Raw genomic sequence first — 20,470 nt, forward strand, 5'->3', positions numbered from 1 at the left:
GCAATTGTACCATTTTTTTGCTAAAATCCATTCACTTCAGCCAAAGGCAACCCCATGAGCATGGTCTCAACAAAGACAACCAAACATACGATTTTATCGATAAAAAAGAAAAAAAACAACGCACCGATTGTGATGATCACCGCCTATGACGCGCTCTTTGCCTCCCTCTTCGCCCCCCATGTGGACATGCTCCTTGTGGGAGACAGTTTGCAGATGAGTTTTGGGGGCCAAAGCGACACGCTAGGTGCAACCATGGACACCATGCTTTACCACACCAAAGCCGTGTGTCAAGGGGCACCTGAAGCGCTTGTGGTGCTTGATATGCCCTTTGGCAGCTACATTACCCCCGAACTTGGGCTCGCTAATGCCATGCGTGTGTACCAAGAAAGCGGCGCTACGGCGGTGAAAATCGAAGGCGGAAAAGAGCGTGCAGGGCTCATTTCCCACCTTACATGTAACGGTATCGCCGTCATGGGTCACATCGGCTTGCTTCCTCAAAATGTGCGCGCTGAAGGGGGTTACAAGGTCAAAGGCAAAGATGCCAACCAAGAAGCCGCGCTCATTGAAGACGCAAAAGCCCTAGAAGAAGCGGGCGTGTTTTGCATGGTGATTGAGGGCGTCGTGGCCGAAGTGGCTACCAAGGTTGCCCAAAGCGTCAATGTCCCGCTCATCGGGATAGGTGCGGGCAATGGCGTGGATGGGCAAGTGCTCGTGTGGAGCGACGCCTTTGGGTTTTTTAAAGAGTTTAAACCCAAGTTTGTCAAACGCTACCTCGAAGGGGCGTCGCTCATCGAAGAAGCCATGGCAACGTATGCCAAAGAAGTTACCGCACGCCAATTTCCAGATAGCACCACGAGTTACTAATGGAACGCATCATTGAAATCGAGAAAATGAGCTTTGAGAGCGAATACGAAAGCTCTTTGCGCCCTAGTACGTGGGAAGATTATATCGGCCAAGAAAAAATCAAAAAAAACCTCCAAGTCTTTATCAAGGCTTCCAAAAAACGCAATGAAGCCCTAGACCACGTGCTTTTCTTTGGCCCTCCAGGGCTTGGAAAAACCACGCTGGCGTATCTCATCGCCTCTGAAATGGGCGCCAATATCAAAATCACCGCCGCGCCCATGATTGAAAAAAGCGGGGACTTGGCCGCCATTTTGACCAACCTCGAAGAGGGCGATGTGCTCTTTATCGACGAAATCCACCGCCTCTCTTCCTCCATCGAAGAGATTCTCTACCCCGCCATGGAAGATTTTCGTTTAGACATCATCATCGGTTCAGGCCCAGCGGCACAGACCATCAAAATCGACCTGCCCCGCTTCACGCTCATCGGCGCCACCACGCGCGCAGGAATGATAAGCTCACCGCTTCGGGACCGCTTTGGAATGCACTTTCGTTTGCAGTTTTACACCCCCGAAGAGCTAGGGCGCATCGTTCAAAAAGCGGGACAAAAGCTTGAAAAACCTTGCCTTGATGAAGCCGCGGCCGAGCTTGCTAAACGTGCGCGGGGAACGCCACGCATCGCACTTCGGCTACTAAAACGGGTGCGCGATTACGCAGATGTGGAAGATGAAGCTGTCATTAGCCTAGAGCGCGCCCAGTACGGGCTAGACGAACTGGGTGTCAACGACATGGGGTTTGATGAAATGGACTTGCGGTTTTTGCGCATTTTGCTTGAATCCAAAGGGCGTCCTTTGGGGCTAGGCACCATCGCTGCGGCCCTGAGTGAAGATGAGGGCACGGTGGAAGATGTCATCGAGCCCTACCTCATCGCCAAAGGGTACATCGAACGTACCGCACGTGGGCGCATCGCTACGCCCAAGTGCTACGAGGTGTTTCGGCTGACACCCGGAGGGAAAAATCTCTTTGTTTAATCCTTACATGTAAAGGCTTCAAGAGCCGCAATATGCTTTACATGTAAGGCTTTTTTCTCTTCTAAAAAGGCGATTTTTTCTGCTTTTATCTTGGAAAATTGGCGCATGAGCCAGTCGTAGTTTTTGTTCAAAAACGTGTTGCGCGAATGCATCATGTTTTCCAATTCGTACAAGTGAAAACTGGTGCGCAAACGCGTTTTAATCTCCTCAAGTTTAGGTTGATAGAGGGGAAACTGGCTTGGGTTTTCCTCATACAGCTTAATAGACTCGCTGATTTTGCGCTCTAAAAACCCAACGCTCACTTCCGTAGCATTTTGGTAGTTAAAACTCACCGCCGAACTAAGGTGGTTAAATTGGGATGAAATTTGCGCAAAAGAGCCTCTGATTTCATCGTTAAAGGGCTTCAAAAAGGTTTCATACGCCTTGGAGGCAAAGCGGCGTAGCGCGGCAAAAGCTTCCTTGCTGTGCAGTGCATCTTGGGGCGTTTTGGCTTCATACGTTTTTTGCCACCCTTGTACGGCGCGCTCAAATTCTTTGTAAATCAAGCTGTTTTCTTGGTTGACTGCATCTTGGATGACGCGCAGGTTTTTGACGTATTGTTTAAACATTTTGCCAATCAAATCTTCATCGTAAAACAACACCTTATACACTTGGTCTGCATGAATCTTCGCCACGCTATATTCGTGGGGAATGTACGTTGTTTTGCCCTTTAAGAGGCCTGTTTTTTGCGCGCTGTAGCGCACACGCGTTTCACTGTCGATGTGCGTAAAAATCTCTGAGGCAATCTTGTCAATGATGTTTTCGATTTTCACAAACGCCAAGCCAAGCTCTTTGCCAAAACGCGCTTTTAGGCTTTCAAACGTTTGTTGCGCCCTAGCCTCAAAGGTTTCCAAGATGGCCTCAAGGGCCTCGTGAGCCGCCACCATTTCACGGTGCTGGGCAAGGATGCGCCCGCGCAAAGAAGTCAACTCTTTTTGAATCGCATACACCTTAGCCTCTTGGGCTTGCGGGCGAATCTCTTTGGAGATAAACCCCAACACCGCTTCGATATTGGAATCTTGCAACAAAGAAGCGTTGCTTGCACTGTCTGAAGCAGCGATGCGCGAAACCCTTTGCAAATACCCCTCAATCTGCGCCTCTAGCGCCTCTTTTTGCGGAAGAAACTGGGTTTGTTTACATGTAAGCTCCAGCCCCTCAAGCAAATCCTCAAGGGTTGCCTCAAGCTGCGCTTCCTGACTGTGCGAGCGCGCTTCAAGGGCTTGTTTGGCAGAAATCGCTACCACTTCGCCAAAGTATTCACCCAAGGCCTCTTTGACATAAGCGGTGGTTTTTTGGATGTCTTCTTCGGAAAATTTATCTTTTTGATTGAGCACGCACAGGGATTTTGAGGCATACGCGTCCATGTACTGTTCCAACACTTCCACTTCGCTCAGCTTCCCGGCATTGTCCATCAACGTAAGCCAAATGATGCCATCGACTTCTCTTAGCACCGCTTGGGTGGTTTCTGTATCGCTGTGGGCTTGGGAATTTAACCCTGGTGTGTCCACAAAAACCACTTCTTTAAGCAACTCTAGAGGGGCGTAGAGGGTGAGGTATTTGGTTTGCTCTACGCTTTCGCGTTGGTCTGTAAAACTGGCAATATTTTCAACCCCGTAAAAGGCTTCGCGCCCATCATAATAATGCACTTGGAGCTTAAACTCTTCCCCATAACGGATGTAATTGACTTTGGAAGTCACGGGCGTCACGCCAGTGGGGAGGATATTTTTGGAAAGCAAGGCATTTAAAAAGGTGGATTTTCCACTGGAAAACTGCCCCGTAATGGCTACTTTCATGGGCTCTTCCACGCGGCGCACAAGGGCATCAAGGGCCCCTTTAAGGGGAGCTTCTTCGTGCATCAACGTTTGTCTAAAGGCTTCAATGGCCCCCAATAAAGGGTGGTTAAAGGTTTTTGGCGGGTAATAGGCTTTGATAAAGGCGTCAAAAAGAGGGTGTCTCATGGGCGCACCCCACTTGCATCAAAATAGGCCAAAACTTCTTCGAGGGCGCCACGCTTTTGCCTGAGTTCTTGTTTGCGCCTATCTAGGGTTTTTTGCTCGCTTAAGGCTAACGCCAACGCCTCTTTAAGGGCTTTTTCTTCTTCATCAATCTGCGCCTTTGCTTCTTGGGCAGGGGCGAGGGTTTGGGCGTAAAACTGCGCCACCATCGCACTGCCTACTTCGTATAATCGTGGCATGCTTTTGTGCTCCAATTGTTCAAAAAAGGTGTTGATGGTTTTTTCCATCGCTTCAAACAAGGCTTCGGTTTGTTTCTTAGAAGCCCGCGCCACAAGCGCACACAAGGCATCACTGAGCAAGGAGTTATCTGCGCTTAAGAGTCCTTTTTTAGCCGCTTCGTCAATGTACGCTTTGGGGTCAAAGGCAAGGGGTTCGATAGCACATACACTCGCGTACTCCACACTCAAAGACTCACTTTGGGCGTTCATGTGGCGGTACAACGCGAAGCGGTATTCACGCAAGGTGTCCATAAGGCCATCTTTAACCGCAGTATAGACCATCATCTCAAGGCGCTCGGACTTTGGAAAGCGGCTCTCTTTGCGCAAGGTATACGTGATGTCGCTAGCCAGTCGGCGTAAAAGCTCGGTTTTAAGGGTGGCAAAACGAGAGGAGGCAAATTGCTTCATGGTAGCAAGGTAGCCCTCAAACTCCCCCTTAAGATGGGCTAGCTCTTCTAAAAGGCGCTCTAAATTTGCCCGCAGATTTTGCTCTTTTAAGGCCTCATATCTGGCCTCTAGCTCTTCCACCGAAACATCTAAGCGTGCAAGATGCTCGCCGTATTGAGTGTGTTGCTGTTCACACACTAAGCGCAAGGCTTTTGTGTTGGCACCAATGGCCAAGGTGGCGCGCTCGTTTTCTTTACCAAACAACACCTCATGCAAGTAGCGCTCGATGGCCAAAATGCCTGTTTGTTCTTCGTCATACCCGCGCGCTAAAGCCTCTTTAACCCTGCCTGTGCGGTGCCACAAGGCCAGCTCTCCCGCCACGGGGAAGATGGCGATTTTCTTTAAAATAGGCTCGATGAGCTGGGCTTTTCCAAGGGCTTTGAGTTGATTGGTGATGCTTCGCGTGGTGTATTCCATCACCTCTTCAAGCTCAGCACTGCTTAGCATGTCTACCCGCGTAATCAAAATCACAAGGCGAGAAATGCGTTGGTATGTCAGTGCATCGATGATGAAATCCACATCTTTTTTCGTCGCCGACTGGCTCGCGTTCATGAGGTGAATCATCACATCACACTGGGCCAAATACTGTTTGGTAATCTCTTCGCGTTGCACCACAGGGTCATCAAGACCAGGGGTGTCGACGATGCTTACCCCTTCTTGGGCCAAGGCCACGTTTGTGTAGAGCTCCACGCATTTGACAAGGTTGCATTTTCCCTCGGAGAGCTTAGCGGAGGTAAATTGGCCCAAGGTTTCAAGGGGGATGGTTTGGGAAACCCCCTCAGGGCGCACAAGTGTTGCCCATTCTGCGCCAAAACGCGCCTTGGTGCTCTCCACAAAACGGGCCATCGACTCGCTGTTTTGCGCACTTTGTTCGATGTTTTCCCACTCTGTTGCATTCCAAAAATGCACAATGGCTTGGGGCGTGGTGGCATGTTTGATGATGGCAAGGTTGGCTGTTTCGGGGACGGTGGAGGTTCCTAGGATTTCTTGCTTTAAAAGGGCGTTTAAAAAGGTGGATTTTCCTGCATTCATGACCCCGGTGATGCCGATGGAAAAGGCAGTATCTCCAAGGCGTTGGATGACGCTTTGGCAACTCTCCTTGAGGCTTTGGCTCTCTAAAAGTTCCTCAAAAAGTGTATGGGCAACTTTTAACAATGCCTCTTTTTGCCCATGAAAATCAAAGCCTTCCGCCACGGGCATGTCAAGGGAAAACGCAGGAGGTGAGGGCTCTACATGTAAGGCCAAACCGGCGAGAGTTTGGAGGTGCTCTTTAGAGAGAATAGCGGCTTTGTGAAGCTCTTCAAGAAACGCGAGGGTTTCTTGCCAAACATGCGCGTCACACAAGGCATGTTCAAGGATGCTGTATTGCGCACGCGGGAGCGCTTCTTCGGTGATTTCTTCGTAACCAAATAAGAGCAAAAACGCTTCTTTAAGGGGAACAAGTTCTTTAGCATGGTGAAAATTACTCGGCGAAACACACAAGAGCATCGAAAAAAGCGACGGAGCAAATTGCGGGTCGGGAGCAAAAAGGGGGAGGGGGTTTTCAGGGGAATATGAGGGCCAAAGTGAGGCTAACACTGCGCGAATATCTTCCATTCTTCCTTCTTTACATGTAAGTCATAGAATTAAAGGCAAGAGGGTAGCATAACGTTGGGTAAAAACGCGCATTAATGAAAAACTAATGCGCGTTTTTAGGGTATTTTTCAGGCAGAAGCTTTTTCTTGGACCATTTCATCAAGACAAGAAAATAATTTTTTACTTTCGTGTTCAACTTCTTTAAACAGTTGCACAATTTCATCTTTATGCTCAAGGATGTCCGCCTCACTATCTTTGGTAAATTGGGAGACTTTTCGCACCCTTTCATGCAACCCTTTATGGGGTTCGTAGATTTTTTTATACGCTTGGGTTGTTCCAAAGATGTCTTTGCCTTCCCCTGCGTACCACTTGCCAAATTCACAGGCTTCGTGGGTTGCAAATTCGCTCTCTTTGTCAACCACATACACAGCGCTGTAGGCATTGGATTTAAAGATAGCATGGTTCATTTTTGCCAACGTTACAAAGATGGTTTGTTGCACCGACCCAATGCTTTTGGAAGTAGCGCTTGAGTAGGCAATCAAATCTTGGAAGGTGCCGCTGAGTTTTTCAAGGGTATGGTTAGACTCGTCCGCATTGGTCTTCATCTTCACCGCACTGCTTTCAATCTCATTGGTTTCTTGCTGTAAGGTTTTGATGGAAATCTCGATTTCAGCCGTTGCTTTTTGGGTGGTTTCAGCAAGCTTGCGCACCTCATCGGCTACCACAGCAAAACCCCGCCCGTGTTCCCCTGCGCGCGCGGCTTCGATGGCCGCGTTAAGGGCTAAGAGATTGGTTTTATCCGCGATATCGTTGATGGCTTCCACGACGCTACTAATCTCTCCTGTGCGTTGCACAAGCACGCGGATGCTAGATTCATTTTGGTTGACATACTCCACCAATCGGTCAATTTTTTCGACGGTTTCTTTTAAATCACGGTAACTATTCTGGGTCTCACTCGCCGAAGTTTCACTGTTAGAAACGATGCCTTTAAGGTTTTCAACGACGGAAGTAAGGTTTTGCTGCACGGTGCTAAAGTCACTTGAACTGCTGCTAATTTGTGCCAACTCCGCATTGAGGGTATTTTTGGCGATAAAATCATGGTTGGTTTTCATGGCATGCACGGCTTTATTGATGAGTTTGGATTGGGCTTTAAACTCTCCATGCATCCCTTTTTGTAAGATTTTACGTCCAAATTGTTCCTTGGAAGCCGACTGAATGGTTGCATTAACCTCTTTAGTAAGGAGTTCAAAATTGTCAAGCAACATGTTCATGTTAGAACAAAGTGTTTTTAATTCGCCACCATCTTTGACTTTGACAATGCGCCCGTGCAAGTTCCCGTGGGCGCTTTTATCTACAATATTTGCCAAAGAATGCAATGTTGTTTGCACTTTTCGGATGTTGATAAACATGAACCACGCAAGCCCAAAATTCGTAAGGCTTATGACCTGAATGGCGTGAAAACCATTCACATACACTTCGAGCAAGAAAACAAGGGTGAAGGCAACAAGAGAGATGATGTTGGCATATTGAATTTTTGCCAATGAAGAGATTTTATTCAAAGGAAAGGATGAAATCATCGTAGCTCACCTTGTGTTGGGATAGGGTTTGGTTTAAAAGCCGAATAGAGGCATCCATGCCGCCCGTGCGTTCGGCTTGAAGCATTTTTTCATACAAGGGAATCACGGTTTCCACCCCTTTTAAGCTTGGAGCGCGGCGCACAGAATGGTACCCCGTAATGGCTTTCGTTTTTGGGTCAAATTCGGGGGTAACGTAGGCATGAACCCAATAAAATTTTCCCGTTTTAGAGCGATTTTTTACATAAGCAAAAATCTCTTTCCCCGAGGCGATCGTGTCCCAGAGTAGTTTAAATACCCCGCGAGGCATGTCTGGATGGCGTAAAATATTGTGGGGAGCGTCAATCAATTCATCTTCGCTGTATTCGGAAACTTCGATAAAAAGCTCATTTGCGTAAGTAATGCGGCCCTTCAAGTCCGTCTTAGAGACGATAAAAAGACTTTCATCAAAGCGTAATTCATTCCCATGTTGCGTAATCTTCACGAATGCACTCCTTTAGGTTGTCTCAATTTCAAAAATTAGTAGTATATCGAAAAAAAAGAAGGTTGGTGAAGAGATTTGTAGTGGGTATTACAAAAAAGAAGAAGCCGCGGCCAAAAGGCCGCGACAAGGGAAAAAAGGTGTTCTACTTAAGGGCAACAAGCTTGCGTCGCATGTACGCAATCTTACTTTGAAGCGGAAGGTGTTTTGGGCAATTGTCTTCGCACGCCAAAAGACTCATACATCCAAAGACGCCATCATCGTCCCCAACAAGTTCATAATAATCCTCATCGGTTCGCTCATCTAGTGGGTCAATCTCAAAGCGCGCAATACGGTTAAGACCAACGGCGCCAACAAAATCAGGACGCATCAACTTGGTGCCGCACGCAGCAACACAAATGCCGCACTCAATACAACGGTCTAGTTCAAAGGCTTGGTCTGCAATCTCAGGCTCAATGCGCTCTTCGATTTTTGAAATGTCGGTCACCTTGGAAGAGTGAATCCAACTCTCAACGCGCTTACTCATCGCATCCATCCACACGCCTGTGTTGACAGAAAGGTCTTTGATGAGCTTAAAGGCTGGCATTGGCATAAGCTGAATCACGCCATCAGGGAAGTTTTTTGTAAGGGTTCGGCACGCCAATTTTGGTGTACCGTTGACCATCATCCCACAACTTCCACAAATACCTGCACGGCATACAAAGTCAAAACTCAAATCCGCATCGTACTTTTCGCGAATCATATTAAGGGCAATGAACAAGGTCATCCCTGGTGTTTCTTCGAGTGTATATTCCGCAAAATGGGGCTTAGAGATTTTGCTTTGCGGGTCATATTTTAGTGCCCGAATGGTGATTTTTCTACTCATAACCAACTCCTACTCGTTCGTTAAGTGCTTTAAATTGAGGCTGTAATTCAAATGGCATTAGCGCGTCTTGGATTTCATGACGGCCTTTTCCTGCTTTTTCCATCTCTTCGCGAATGCGATCGACTTCTTCTTGGCGTTTTAGGCTATCTGGGTGTTCAATAATGTTCCCCTTAACGCCGTATCCCCTAAACGCTGGTGGGATTTCCATTTTCATGATATCAAGCGGCTCATACTCAACTGTTGGCATCAAATCGCCCTCTTTCCATGAGGTAAGGGTTCGGTTTAACCAGTTGGCATCATCACGCTTGAGGTAATCTTCACGGTAATGGGCACCACGGCTCTCAGTACGGCGAAGGGCGCCCTCAGCAAGGCACAATGCAAGTTTGAGCATCATAGGCACACGGTAGGCTTCTTCAAGTTCAGGATTGGCGGCACGTGTTTTTGATTTAACAGTAACATCGTGAGATTTTTTCAAGAGTTCTTGCAATTCAGCAACCGCTTCGCTCAGGCCATTGTGGTCTCTAAAGATAGATACTTTGTCCCACATAATGTCTTTCATACGGTTTTTGATGGTAAAGATATCGTGTTTTCCATCGCCTTTTAGCAAGTGGTCAATAAACGCTTCTTGTTTTTTCATCGCACGTTCAATGGCTTCGGTGCTCACGCTAATTTGCGTTGTTGTACAGTGTTTTGCAAAGTAATCCCCTACAATCATCCCTGCCACAACCGTTTCACTCACCGAGTTTCCACCCAAGCGGTTAAAGCCGTGCATATCCCAGCACGCTGCTTCGCCAGCACTAAAGAGGCCCTTAAGGGTCGGAGATTCACCTTTAGCATTGGTGCGGATACCACCCATAGAGTAGTGTTGCATCGGAAGTACCGGTGCCCATCCTTTTGGACCTTCATCCGCAGGATCAATGCCGTTAAAGATTTGGCAGATTTCTTGCACGTCGCGCAAGTTTTTCTCAATGTGCTCGCGGCCAAGAATCGAAATGTCAAGCCAAACGTGCTCGCCATAAGGAGAAGGAACGCCCTTGCCATTACGGATGTGTTCCATCATACGACGGCTTACTACGTCACGACTCGCCAATTCTTTTTTCTCAGGCTCATAATCAGGCATAAAACGGTGTCCGTCCACGTCACGCAACAAACCACCATCCCCACGGCATCCTTCTGTCAACAAAATACCAGAAGGAACGATAGGGGTTGGGTGAAATTGTACCGCTTCCATGTTGCCCAGTTTTGCAACGCCTGTTTCAAGGGCAATCGCAGCACCGATACCTTCGCAGTTAACCGCGTTGGTTGTTTGTCGGTATAGTCGTCCGTATCCACCCGTAGCAATCAAGGTTCCCTTGGCAACATACGCCGTTAAATCCCCTGTAACCAAATCGCGAACGATAGCACCAAAACATTGGTTGTTTTCGTGGATAAGTGCAATAGCTTCTCTTCGGTCTTCGATATTAACATTGTGCTTCAACGCTTCGTTGGCAACAGCAAATAACATCGTGTGGCCTGTCGCGTCGGAGGTGTAGCAGGTTCGCCATTTTTTTGTACCACCAAAGTCGCGTGAGTGAATCAACCCGTGCACTTCTTCTTTTTCATCAATCACGGTGCGCTCAGCATTAATAATCGCTGTACGTTTACCCCGTGAAATACGTGTCCAAGGCACGCCCCAAGAGGCAAGCTCACGAATGGCTTTAGGCGCAACGGTCACAAACATCCGCGCTACGTCTTGATCACAGCCCCAGTCGCTTCCCTTAACGGTATCTTGAAAGTGCAAATCTTCGTTGTCGCCTTCGCTCATCTTGGAGTTACCAAGACTTGCTTGCATCCCGCCTTGCGCAGCAGCAGAGTGCGAACGCTTTACAGGAATCATGCTCAGCACTGTTGTGCTCAACCCTTGCCTAGCAGCTTCTACTGCGGCTCGAAGCCCAGCTAAACCGCCGCCGATAACCAATGCATCACAGTATTTGATATTCATTATGCATTCACCTTTCCATCATGTCGTAATTCTAAGTGAGATGCTGCATGATAGCGCTCACCATAGTTGTCTTTGTGGTCGTAGCCAATTTTCATGTACGCGAGTAGTGTCACAACGCCAAGGGTTAAGAAAAACACGGTGATAGCCCACTTTACTTTTTTAAGTTTTGCGCGGCTCTCTTTAGCGTCTTTTCCTTCAAACCATCCCCATTTCACACACAAACGGTACAAACCAATGGTGCCATGTAGCTCAACTGCAATAAGAAGGATGAGGTAAAATGGCCACATAAAATCAGACCATACACGATCCGCTGACGCAAATGGACCAATTTCGTGTGCTTTGGTCATCATCATGAAAAGATGCGCTGAACCCAAGAAGAACATGACAAACCCTGTCATGGCCTGAACATACCACATGGTAGTGTCCCCATGGTTCATCATTTTCATATGTGTGCGGTAAAACTGCCATTGTCTAAAGTTGCTCGGGAATTTGCGCATGGCTGTTCCTGCATGCACAATAAACACGATAAACACAAACGCAACGATTACAGACACAATCACAGGTTTTGGTTCGCTTAAAAAGTAAGCGCCCTCAAAAAACACTGTCACTTTGTACATAAAATCCTTGCTGATGAGAATAGTAGAGACAAACATCATGTGCCCCCACATAAACAGTCCCAAAAAGAGCCCTGTCGCACTTTGGATGTAGTCCAACTGTGCAGGCAGCTTGCTCTTCTTGCCTTCAACCGACTTGCCTAGAAAACCTTCGATTAGGTCACTCACGCTAGATCCTTTCATTAGAAATTTTCACTTACATGGAAAAAAACAAAGGAAAAACTCCTCCATTTTTTATAGCCTAGAAAGAAAACATGTGCACAAGCACGCGTCTTCTTTACGTCTGCAACTATAACAAAAAGATGGGACAAAAATGAGACTCAACGCCCGCGTTTTCCTAGGAGAAAGAGGTATAAAACCGCCGAAATACCTAGCATAAGCAAGGAAAGCAACTGCCCCATACTCATCCACTCTCCCACAATAAATCCCAACTGATAATCAGGCTCTCGCCAAAATTCTGCCACAAACCGCGCAACCGAATAGAGTCCGCCATACAGCGCAATCAACTCCCCTTCAAAGCGTTTTTTATGGCGATAGGCGTATAAAATGACAAACACGACGATGCCCTCCAACACCGCTTCGTAAAGCTGTGAGGGATGGCGAAACACACCCACCACGTAAATCCCCCAAGGCATTTCTGTCGCGCGTCCAATGAGCTCTTGGTTGAGAAAATTGCCAATGCGCCCAAACACGTAGGCCAAAGGCACTGAAAGGGCCACGAGGTCCAAAAAAGTCCACGGGTTTTTCTTGTGGCGTTTTGAAAACCCCCATGTTGCCACCAAAAACCCTACCAATGCACCATGATAACTCATTCCTCGGATTCCCACAAAGGTTCCGCCCACAAAGGGGTTAAACATCTGCCACGGATGGGTAAGATAGTACCATACGTTGGGGTCGTAAAAGAGGATGTAGCCCACGCGCGCGCCCAAAATCACCCCAACCTCGACCCACAGAAAATAGGTATCTAGCTCTTTTTCCGTAAAGGGCAAAGCATCTTTTTTCACCAACCACTTGGCGATAAAAAGCGCACTTAAAAGCGCCAACACGTACATGATGCCATACCAATGCACCGCGATGGGACCTAAAGAAAAAGCAACGGGATCAAAGTGGGTATAAATGTGGTGCCAATATTCCATAACGCTCCTTGAAAAAGGTTTATTTTAATACAGACTTTATTACATCTCTCTTTACATGTAAAGATAGATTTGGCTTCTTAGGGTTATACTACCCCCACAAAACAAGGAGAGGGCATGGAGATTGCGTCGATTTTAGCTTCAGAATGGTTTGGGTTCTATGGCGTGCCTTTGCTCATCTGTCTTGCGCGTATCACGGATGTTACCATCGGTACCTTGCGCATCATTTTTGTGGCCAAAGGGTTGCGTCGCGTAGCCCCGGTTTTGGGCTTTTTTGAAATCATCATCTGGCTCACCGCCCTCACCCAAGTCATGGGCAACCTCACCAACCCTGTAAACTTTTTTGCCTACGCGCTGGGCTTTTCTTTGGGAAATTATTTGGGCATTTACATCGAAAACCGCTTGGCCATTGGGATGGTGGTCATTCGCATCATCACCAAGCGCGACTCCCATGCTCTTGCTACCAAACTGCGCGACCTTGGACACAGCGTTACCGTGCTAGATGCGGAGGGCAACGAAGGGCCAGTCAATGTCGTTTTTACGGTCGTCAAACGCTCTCAGACTAAGAAAATTATACCGCTCATCCAACACTACAACCCGCGCGCGGTTTACTCCATTGAGGATGTCAGGCACGTGAGTGACCCAAATTTCCCCATGAAAACCCCACTGGCACGCAAAGGCATCGCCGAACGCCTACGCGGGGTGGCGAAATAAGTTAACTCTTTAGAATAGAAAAATTTTCCGCCCCACCCTTCCACTCAAGGGTATACAAATCTTCACGGCGTGAACGGAAGTTGCGCACGCTTCCGCGCTCGCGCAACTCTTTTAAAAGCCGCACGTCAAGGTCAGCCACAAGGGTCATCTCGGTATTTGGCGTAGCTTCGGCGATGGTCGCATCATGAGCAAAGGCGTAATCCGACGGGCTAAATACGGCCGCTTGGGAATACTGAATGTCCATGTTTTCCACCTTGGGCAAGTTGCCCACACTGCCTGAGATAACCACGTAACATTCGTTTTCAATAGCCCGTGCTTGGGCGCACCGGCGCACGCGCAAGTAGGCGTTTTTGGTGTCCGTCCAGTAGGGAACAAATAAAATGTCGATGCGGTGCTTGGCGAGCAATCTTGAAAGCTCTGGAAACTCCACATCGTAGCAAATGAGCACACCAATACGCCCCGTGTCGGTTTCAAACACGGAGAGTTTATCGCCCCCTTGCATCCCCCAGTACGCTTCTTCATCGGGCGTGATGTGAAGCTTCTTTTGAAAGGCATGGGTGCCATCGCGTCGGCACAGGTAGCTGGTATTGTAAAGCACTTGGTCGCGGTATTCGGGCATGCTTCCTGCGATGATGTTGGTGTTGTAACGCACCGCCATTTGGCCGATTTTCTCTACCAATTCATCCGTGTAACTCGCCACCGTTCGGATGGCAGCTTCCGGGCTTTCTTCGGGGTGCAACGCCATAAGAGGGGCGTTAAAAAACTCAGGAAAGAGCACAAAATCTGACTGGTACCCCGCCATGGCGTCTACAAAAAACTCCACTTGGTCTAAAAACTCCTCCACGCTTCGTACACTTCGCATCTGCCACTGCACCGCGCCGATGCGGATGATGGAGCGGGTGATGATGGGCTGTTCGGGGCTCTCTTCGTACTCGACATTGCTCCATTCTAGCAAGGTGGCGTACTCTTTGGACGCTTGGTCTCCTTTGAGGTAGCCTTTGAGAATCCGCCGCACGTGAAAGTCATTGGCCAGTTGAAAGCCAAGCACAGGGTCACTGATTTCTTTGTGTTTGACCTGTTCGATGTAGTGCGCTGGGGTCATTTCGTGGGCGTATTTCGCGTAGCCAGGGATGCGTCCTCCTGCGATGATGCGTTTGAGGTTGAGCCACACGCATAGCTCTTTGCGCGCATCATACAGGCGCCTTCCAAGGCGAAGTCCACGGTACTCTGGGTCCACAAATACATCTAGCCCATACAGGGTGTCGCCATCGGGATTGTGCGTGGTCAATAAGCCCCCGCCTGTAATCTCTTCGTAAGTGTGGCGGTCGCCAAATTTATTGTAGCTCACAATCAAACTCTGCGCCGCGGCGACAACTTTGCTGTCATCTTCGATACAGATTTGCCCCTCGGGAAAGGTTTTAAGTTGGGCATAAAACTCTTTTTTTGTCCATCCGCCAAGAGTGGGATAGACTTTGTCCATAATCGCTTTTATATCTGCATAATCTTCGCGTCGCAAGTTTCGTAAAATCAGCTTGCTCGCATGTTTTTCCGCCATGAATGCTCCTTTACATGTAAAGGCATTGTAACACAAGGTGGTAACGCTTTGGATTCTGTGTTTCAGCAAAAAAGGATTTGGTGGTGAGTTTGACACCAAGGATTGTTCAAAACCTAAACCTTAAACTCCTCAAGTTTGGCACGCAACCTGTCGGTTTGGGTGCGCAGGTTTTGGGATGCTTCGACGATATGGTTTACGTCGGTTGAATTTTTGGTTGCCATAGTGTCGGCTTTGCACACCACTTCAATGAGCTTTTGTGCCTCTTGTTCGATGGTTTTCGACCCCTCCAATGAACGCTCGACCACGCCGTCCACGTCGCGCATGAGTAAGGAAACTTCATCTACCGAAACGCGCACCTCTTGGGAACTTTTGGAAAGTTTTTGAATCTCTTGGGAGTTGTTGGAAATGGAGTGGGAAATCTCGCCGATGGAGCGCACAATGGTCTCGATGGTAGCGTTAATCTCCTCCAAACTTGTTTGGGTTTTTTCCGCCAAATTTCGCACCTCATCGGCCACCACAGCAAAGCCCCGCCCGTGCTCCCCTGCGCGCGCGGCTTCGATGGCCGCGTTAAGGGCGAGAAGGTTGGTCTGGTCGGCAATATCGCCGATGGCCTCAAGGACATTTTTAATGGCGGAGGTTTCTTTAGTCAGGGTGGCTAGGCGTGTTGTTAGGAGTTGGTCACTTTTGGTGCTTTGGTCTACCACGCTGCCAAGTTCGGCGACCAAATCCCGCGCATGTTGCAAGCGCGCCTCGGCTTTTTGCAAGTTTTCTTTGGTTTCTTTTGCATCTTGCAGCGTTTCTTGAATAATCGTAATCGAATGTTCTTGGGTGGTTTTAATGCCCTTATTCATGGCCAATTGTTCTTTAAAACTCGCCTCAAGGTTTACACATAAATGGCTTAGTTTGGTGGAGATAGACGCATTTTCCTTAGACGTGTCGATGGCGCTTTTAACGGTGGTGTGAATCTTTTCAATAAACCGGTTCACGCTTTTCCCCGCGCGCCCGAGTTCGTCCTCCGAAACAATGGCGATGGTTCTGGTTAAATCCCCCTCGCCTTCGCTCAAATCATCCGCTGTCTCTTTAAAGGCATTGATGGGATTGACAAGCATCTTTCGGATAACAACCACGCCAATAAAAATAAAAATAGCCAACACCACCACAATCGTCATGACTAGCGATAAGGTAGTTGCCTCCATGGTTTCGTGGGTTTGTCCTTCCATGTTCGCCAAGGCAACATCAATGCCATCCACATAAACGCCCGTCCCAATAATCCAATCCCATCCCTTGTGAACAATCACATAGGAAAGCTTGGGTTGCGGGGTTTGATGGCCTGGTTTTTCCCACTGGTATTCCACCACGCCCCCAGCGGCATTGGCCTTGGTCACTTGCACCATCTCCAAAAACAACGCCTTGCCCGCGGGGTCTTTGCTGTTGTGCAAATTGGCACCATTGAGCTTGGGATTGATGGGGTGCATAATCATGGTTGGAGTGCTGTCATTGACCCAAAAATAACCCTCATCGTTTGCATCAAAACGCATACTTGCAAGAATATCGAGGGCGATTTTTTTGGCATTTTCCTCGCCAAGTTCTTGGCGTTTTTGGTAGTAGTAGTCCACCACATCGTACGCGATTCCGGTGCTGTTTTCCAAATCTCGCGTGATTTTTTGGATTAAGTCTTTGCGGTATTGGCCTTGAAAATCTCCCGAGAGTTCCTTCATCCCAAGAAGGGCCACCACACTAAAAATAACGGCGATTCCCACCATAGGCGGAATCATCAAAAGAAGAATTTTGAGGTTGATAGACTTAAACATAAAGGCTCCGATGTGCTGTTCTAGCGTTGATTCTAGGCTTTGGGAGATTAAAAATGTATTAAAAAAAGTTATCTTTTACAAAAATCTTTACATGTAAAGCTAAAAGAGGACTTTAAGTGACACGCGCACCATTTCCATTGGAACGCCTTACATGTAAGGTTTTTGTGCAAGTGTGTAATTTTGAAAAAGCCTTACATGTAAAGTGATTTTTGCGTTTCTTTTTGCGAAAAACCTCATGGGTTTTTTGATACTATTGTGTTATTATTCTGCCATCACTTTTTAAAAGCGCACCTATGCATATTGCTACACTAATCCATGATTATCATTTCACCCAAGAAGATGCCCAACGGCTTTTGGACGTTCGTCCGCTCGTGTTAGAAAACATGGACCGTTTTATTGAAGAGTTTTACCTGTTTGTGTTTCGTTTTGAGCATGCAAAAAAGTTCATCACCTCGCCGCAGGTGCACGCCAAGCACCAAAGAGAGGTGCAATGGTGGTTTGGCGCACTCTTTGGTGGAACTTACGACAAAACCTACATCACCAAGCTCAAACGCATCAGCGAAGCGCACGTCAACATCGGCTTGCCTGCACACTACGTCAACGCGGCATTTAGCTTTGTGCGACGCTTCATCAAAGAGGTGCTCATCGGCCACGAACGCCTGTTGGCCCTAAGCGCTGTGGATAAAATCATCGACATCAACCTTGACGTGCTCACTATCAGCTACCAAGAAGAAGAGCAGTCCAAGCTCATCCATGAAGTGGTATTTTTGCGCAAATCCATCAAAGCTTCCACCATCACCCCCTACGCCCAACCCATCTTCAACAGCCAAACCCTTTTGCCCGAAAAAAATGAGTGCCTCATGCGCCTCATCGACCCTTTAAACAAGGAAGTGCATTCCATTTTGCCCTTCCTTGAAACCTCCAAAAAGGTCAAACTCTACCGCGCACTCATGCAACAAATGGTCCAAAAATCTTTTGCTTTTTTCTCTTCCAAAGCGGTGGATTTTAGCATCAACCTTAGTTATGAAGACATCGCGGATGAACCTTTTGTGGCGGAACTTTTTGGCTATATCGACGCCCATATGGCACCAAAACATATTATTTTTGAAATCGTGGAGAGTGATTTTATCGAAGATTTTGACGTGGTAGAATCCTTTGCAAAAAAGATTCGCGCCAAAGGCTGCAAGCTCGCGATTGACGATTTTGGCAGTGGGTTTTCTAGCATGCACCATGTCTTGGCGCTCAAACCCGAATACATTAAGATTGATGGTTCGCTCATCAAACACCTTGACACCTCTTCCCAGTCGCGCACGGTCGTGAGAAACATCGTCAACATGGCCCAAGAACTCGGCGCAAAAACCATCGCCGAGTACATTCACAACGAAGCCATTTTACGCCAAGCGCAAGCGTTGGGAGTGGACTACTTGCAAGGGTTTCACCTCGCCAAGCCCGCTCCCCTAGAGAACGCTTAGTCTAGGCTTTGTACCAACGCCAACGTAATCTCTTCAAACCGCACTACTTGCTTGCCACGGTGGTCTTTTAAAAACCCTTCGGCTTGGGTTTTGGTGCGAAAAGGAATGAGCTCATGCCCCATGGGGCCGTACATGGTACTGCCCACTACGTAAAAGGCTTCGCGGCCATCGAGGGCTTCGAGAGTGTAGTAGTCGGTGACTTTGATGGCGGGGTTTTGCATGGGTTCATGGGCGTATTTTTGAGGGTCAAAGATAAACTTCATCATGTCTTTTACCCCATCAAAATAGTGGGTATGCGCCTCGTCTTTGAGCATGGCGGCCCATTTGGGGTACTTGGCGACAAACATCCCGCACACAGGGCACTTGGCGTTTTGAGGCACATCAATCTGCGCCACATGGGTATGTTCAAACCGCTTTACCTCCCACAAATACAACGCCACAGGCTGCAAGTCCGCTTCACCGTCGAGGTTTTGGCACAACCCTTTGCCTACGATGTCGGCTTTGAGCTCACTGATGGTGTTGTAATGCATGGGGTCAATCTCTTGACATTTAACCTCATAAACCTTTTTGCCTTTAGGATAAACCATGTTTTTCTTGCGATTGTCGGTCATGGCAAGGTCTTTTTCCAAATCCTCAAGGGCACGGGCAAAGGCTTTTTCAAAGTTCGTTAATTCCCCGCCATACTGGGCTTGAAACGCTTTTGCCGCCGCCTCGGTGCTAAAGCCATACTTGCTCACCATGGTCATGGTGCCCGGAGCCTTGGAGCCGACCACATAAAAGGCTTCGTGCACATCAATAAGCACGTCTGTGTCCACCGCCACCACAAGTATTTGCCCTAAACGCTCTTTGATAGCTGGCATATCTACCGCCAAACAGCGCATGGAGCAGTACTGTTTTTTGGTGCCATCGGTGAGTTTGACGGCGTGATTGGTCTTGTAAAACATGGGGAGTTTCATGCCACAGATGGGACACCACTCTTTGTTTGCGCCCTCTTGGATGAGTTGCGGGGCGTTGTTGGTCGCTTGTTTATTAAACTCCATAGCGCTCACCCCAAGGGTGAAGCACAACGCCAGTACCGTCCAAACCAAAAAACGTTTCATTTGTCTGCCTTTTTGTGAAAAATTTAAGGTAGCATACAAAAGAAGTGTTAAAACAGTGTTAGAAAAAGCGCCACACCGTAGCCTTTACATGGTAAGGCTACTTTTTATCCTTGGCGTTTAAAATGAGGTAAATGATGAGGCCAAATACTCCAAGCGTGACGAGCGTGAAAACCAACGAAACGCTTTTGAGGACAACATAAGCGACGATGAGGATGGAAAGGGCTGTGGGGACTTCATTGTACGCGCGAAAAAACTTACCGCTTTTGGTACACGTGCCTTTGGCAAGTTGCTTGCGGTAGTGTTCCAAAGAAAAAGAGTACGCCAATAAAACCACCACCACCGTGAGTTTCGCGTGCATCCATCCGCCGCTGGTCATCACTGAAGGGTTGAGGGCTATCATAGCCAGACCACTCAGTACCGTTGCCCACAACGCAGGCAAGCCGATGTACTTATAGAGCTTAAACTCCTGAATCTCCACCACCTGCGTAAACTCTTTTTTCTCTCCGTGCTCCACGTGGTACACAAACAAACGGGGCAGGTAAAACAGCATCGCCATCCACGACATAAAAGACATGATATGAAACACCAAAATCCATAGGTAATAGTCCATCATCGCTCCTTGGTAAAATGGGGCGATTGTACCTTAAAAGGGTAAATCAAAAGGCAATTTGGGGCTAAGCATGCGCAGGATACAAGGTTAAATTACAGGTCACTTGGGTTTACTTTGCGTGGCATAAATGCTTCACCCCTTCTCTCTCCCGCTTCTTTCAGAAGAAGATAATCATCAAGCATTTCCATCATTTTCTCGTAAGTCTTGGAGGGCACCAAGTAGGCGCTTGCCACGTTGTGGTTCAAAATCGCCACGACTTCGTCGCCCGCATGTTCCAAAACTTGCGTGGGAGATTTTTTCAGTTCTGTGATGCTTGCGGTAAAACGAGACAAAATAGGTTGCATTTTAAATACCTTTTTTAGTGCTTTATTTGGTGATTATTGTACTGGGATGTG

General features: G+C 47.8%; 17 protein-coding genes. 4 read left to right on the top strand and 13 right to left on the bottom strand.

What is annotated here, in order from left to right; translation table 11 throughout:
• Positions 1-54 precede the first annotated feature (54 nt).
• Positions 55-864, top strand: a complete 810-nt coding sequence (gene panB, locus AC5SLM_RS02970) for a 3-methyl-2-oxobutanoate hydroxymethyltransferase (protein WP_495249449.1) — start codon at positions 55-57, stop codon at positions 862-864.
• Entirely contained in the window at positions 864-1,871 is a 1,008-nt protein-coding gene (ruvB, locus tag AC5SLM_RS02975; RefSeq protein WP_495249450.1) for a Holliday junction branch migration DNA helicase RuvB, read from the top strand. The genes panB and ruvB overlap by 1 nt, the downstream gene beginning before the upstream one ends.
• Here ruvB and AC5SLM_RS02980 read toward each other — a convergent pair.
• From AC5SLM_RS02980 to lgt, 8 genes are all read right to left on the bottom strand, one after another.
• Complete coding sequence (locus tag AC5SLM_RS02980; protein ID WP_495249451.1) at positions 1,868-3,868, bottom strand: dynamin family protein; 2,001 nt, start codon at positions 3,866-3,868, stop codon at positions 1,868-1,870. The genes ruvB and AC5SLM_RS02980 overlap by 4 nt on opposite strands.
• Positions 3,865-6,186 (bottom strand): dynamin family protein, encoded by a 2,322-nt coding sequence (locus AC5SLM_RS02985; protein WP_495249452.1) that lies wholly within the window; start codon positions 6,184-6,186, stop codon positions 3,865-3,867. Before AC5SLM_RS02985 ends, AC5SLM_RS02980 begins: the two co-directional genes overlap by 4 nt.
• Positions 6,187-6,293: 107 nt before the next feature.
• The gene (locus AC5SLM_RS02990; protein ID WP_495249453.1) at positions 6,294-7,742 is read right to left on the bottom strand and encodes a methyl-accepting chemotaxis protein; all 1,449 of its coding nucleotides are present in this window, start codon (positions 7,740-7,742) and stop codon (positions 6,294-6,296) included.
• A complete protein-coding gene (locus AC5SLM_RS02995; protein WP_495249454.1) occupies positions 7,717-8,223 on the bottom strand; it encodes a PAS domain-containing protein in 507 nt (168 codons plus the stop codon). The genes AC5SLM_RS02990 and AC5SLM_RS02995 overlap by 26 nt, the downstream gene beginning before the upstream one ends.
• A gap of 142 nt (positions 8,224-8,365) precedes the next feature.
• Positions 8,366-9,085, bottom strand: coding sequence for a fumarate reductase iron-sulfur subunit (locus AC5SLM_RS03000; protein ID WP_495249455.1), 720 nt, complete (start codon positions 9,083-9,085; stop codon positions 8,366-8,368).
• Positions 9,078-11,066 carry a fumarate reductase flavoprotein subunit gene (locus AC5SLM_RS03005; protein ID WP_495249456.1) on the bottom strand — a complete coding sequence of 663 codons (1,989 nt, stop codon included), beginning with the start codon at positions 11,064-11,066 and terminating at the stop codon, positions 9,078-9,080. Before AC5SLM_RS03005 ends, AC5SLM_RS03000 begins: the two co-directional genes overlap by 8 nt.
• Entirely contained in the window at positions 11,066-11,848 is a 783-nt protein-coding gene (locus AC5SLM_RS03010) for a fumarate reductase cytochrome b subunit (RefSeq protein ID WP_495249457.1), read from the bottom strand. Before AC5SLM_RS03010 ends, AC5SLM_RS03005 begins: the two co-directional genes overlap by 1 nt.
• Positions 11,849-12,000: 152 nt before the next feature.
• On the bottom strand, positions 12,001-12,816 hold the full coding sequence (gene lgt / locus AC5SLM_RS03015; RefSeq protein WP_495249458.1) for a prolipoprotein diacylglyceryl transferase: 816 nt from the start codon (positions 12,814-12,816) through the stop codon (positions 12,001-12,003).
• 114 nt (positions 12,817-12,930) lie between these two features.
• Here lgt and AC5SLM_RS03020 point away from each other — a divergent pair, with 114 nt between their 5' ends.
• Positions 12,931-13,527 (top strand): DUF2179 domain-containing protein, encoded by a 597-nt coding sequence (locus AC5SLM_RS03020; protein WP_495249459.1) that lies wholly within the window; start codon positions 12,931-12,933, stop codon positions 13,525-13,527.
• A 1-nt stretch (position 13,528) separates the two neighbouring features.
• On the opposite strand, the gene AC5SLM_RS03025 is transcribed toward AC5SLM_RS03020, so the two are convergent.
• Both AC5SLM_RS03025 and AC5SLM_RS03030 read right to left on the bottom strand, forming a co-directional pair.
• Complete coding sequence (locus AC5SLM_RS03025) at positions 13,529-15,082, bottom strand: carbon-nitrogen hydrolase family protein (protein WP_495249460.1); 1,554 nt, start codon at positions 15,080-15,082, stop codon at positions 13,529-13,531.
• Positions 15,083-15,195: 113 nt separating this feature from the next.
• Positions 15,196-16,893, bottom strand: coding sequence for a methyl-accepting chemotaxis protein (locus tag AC5SLM_RS03030; RefSeq protein WP_495249461.1), 1,698 nt, complete (start codon positions 16,891-16,893; stop codon positions 15,196-15,198).
• Between the two features lie 293 nt (positions 16,894-17,186).
• On the opposite strand from AC5SLM_RS03030, the gene AC5SLM_RS03035 reads away from it, so the two are divergent.
• A complete protein-coding gene (locus tag AC5SLM_RS03035; protein WP_495249462.1) occupies positions 17,187-18,365 on the top strand; it encodes an EAL domain-containing protein in 1,179 nt (392 codons plus the stop codon).
• Here AC5SLM_RS03035 and AC5SLM_RS03040 read toward each other — a convergent pair.
• The 3 genes from AC5SLM_RS03040 to AC5SLM_RS03050 all read right to left on the bottom strand — a co-directional run bounded on the left by AC5SLM_RS03040 (position 18,362) and on the right by AC5SLM_RS03050 (position 20,419).
• Positions 18,362-19,465, bottom strand: coding sequence for a nitrous oxide reductase accessory protein NosL (locus AC5SLM_RS03040; RefSeq protein WP_495249463.1), 1,104 nt, complete (start codon positions 19,463-19,465; stop codon positions 18,362-18,364). The two genes, AC5SLM_RS03035 and AC5SLM_RS03040, sit on opposite strands and share 4 nt — an antisense overlap.
• Positions 19,466-19,562: 97 nt before the next feature.
• Positions 19,563-20,075: a protoporphyrinogen oxidase HemJ gene (gene hemJ / locus AC5SLM_RS03045; protein ID WP_495249464.1), complete on the bottom strand. Its 513-nt coding sequence runs from the start codon at positions 20,073-20,075 to the stop codon at positions 19,563-19,565.
• A gap of 92 nt (positions 20,076-20,167) precedes the next feature.
• Complete coding sequence (locus AC5SLM_RS03050) at positions 20,168-20,419, bottom strand: type II toxin-antitoxin system Phd/YefM family antitoxin (protein ID WP_495249465.1); 252 nt, start codon at positions 20,417-20,419, stop codon at positions 20,168-20,170.
• Between the last annotated feature and the right edge of the window lie 51 nt (positions 20,420-20,470).

It is taken from the genome of Sulfurospirillum sp. HTRB-L1, assembly GCF_059415125.1.

Excerpts from the sequence above, each read along its gene's own strand:
- panB (WP_495249449.1), top strand. The coding sequence starts at position 55 with ATGAGCATGGTCTCAACAAAGACAACCAAACATACGATTTTATCGATA.
- ruvB (WP_495249450.1), top strand. The coding sequence starts at position 864 with ATGGAACGCATCATTGAAATCGAGAAAATGAGCTTTGAGAGCGAATAC.
- AC5SLM_RS02980 (WP_495249451.1), bottom strand. The coding sequence starts at position 3,868 with ATGAGACACCCTCTTTTTGACGCCTTTATCAAAGCCTATTACCCGCCA.
- AC5SLM_RS02985 (WP_495249452.1), bottom strand. The coding sequence starts at position 6,186 with ATGGAAGATATTCGCGCAGTGTTAGCCTCACTTTGGCCCTCATATTCC.
- AC5SLM_RS02990 (WP_495249453.1), bottom strand. The coding sequence starts at position 7,742 with ATGATTTCATCCTTTCCTTTGAATAAAATCTCTTCATTGGCAAAAATT.
- AC5SLM_RS03000 (WP_495249455.1), bottom strand. The coding sequence starts at position 9,085 with ATGAGTAGAAAAATCACCATTCGGGCACTAAAATATGACCCGCAAAGC.
- AC5SLM_RS03005 (WP_495249456.1), bottom strand. The coding sequence starts at position 11,066 with ATGAATATCAAATACTGTGATGCATTGGTTATCGGCGGCGGTTTAGCT.
- lgt (WP_495249458.1), bottom strand. The coding sequence starts at position 12,816 with ATGGAATATTGGCACCACATTTATACCCACTTTGATCCCGTTGCTTTT.
- AC5SLM_RS03020 (WP_495249459.1), top strand. The coding sequence starts at position 12,931 with ATGGAGATTGCGTCGATTTTAGCTTCAGAATGGTTTGGGTTCTATGGC.
- AC5SLM_RS03025 (WP_495249460.1), bottom strand. The coding sequence starts at position 15,082 with ATGGCGGAAAAACATGCGAGCAAGCTGATTTTACGAAACTTGCGACGC.
- AC5SLM_RS03030 (WP_495249461.1), bottom strand. The coding sequence starts at position 16,893 with ATGTTTAAGTCTATCAACCTCAAAATTCTTCTTTTGATGATTCCGCCT.
- AC5SLM_RS03035 (WP_495249462.1), top strand. The coding sequence starts at position 17,187 with ATGCATATTGCTACACTAATCCATGATTATCATTTCACCCAAGAAGAT.
- AC5SLM_RS03040 (WP_495249463.1), bottom strand. The coding sequence starts at position 19,465 with ATGAAACGTTTTTTGGTTTGGACGGTACTGGCGTTGTGCTTCACCCTT.
- hemJ (WP_495249464.1), bottom strand. The coding sequence starts at position 20,075 with ATGGACTATTACCTATGGATTTTGGTGTTTCATATCATGTCTTTTATG.
- AC5SLM_RS03050 (WP_495249465.1), bottom strand. The coding sequence starts at position 20,419 with ATGCAACCTATTTTGTCTCGTTTTACCGCAAGCATCACAGAACTGAAA.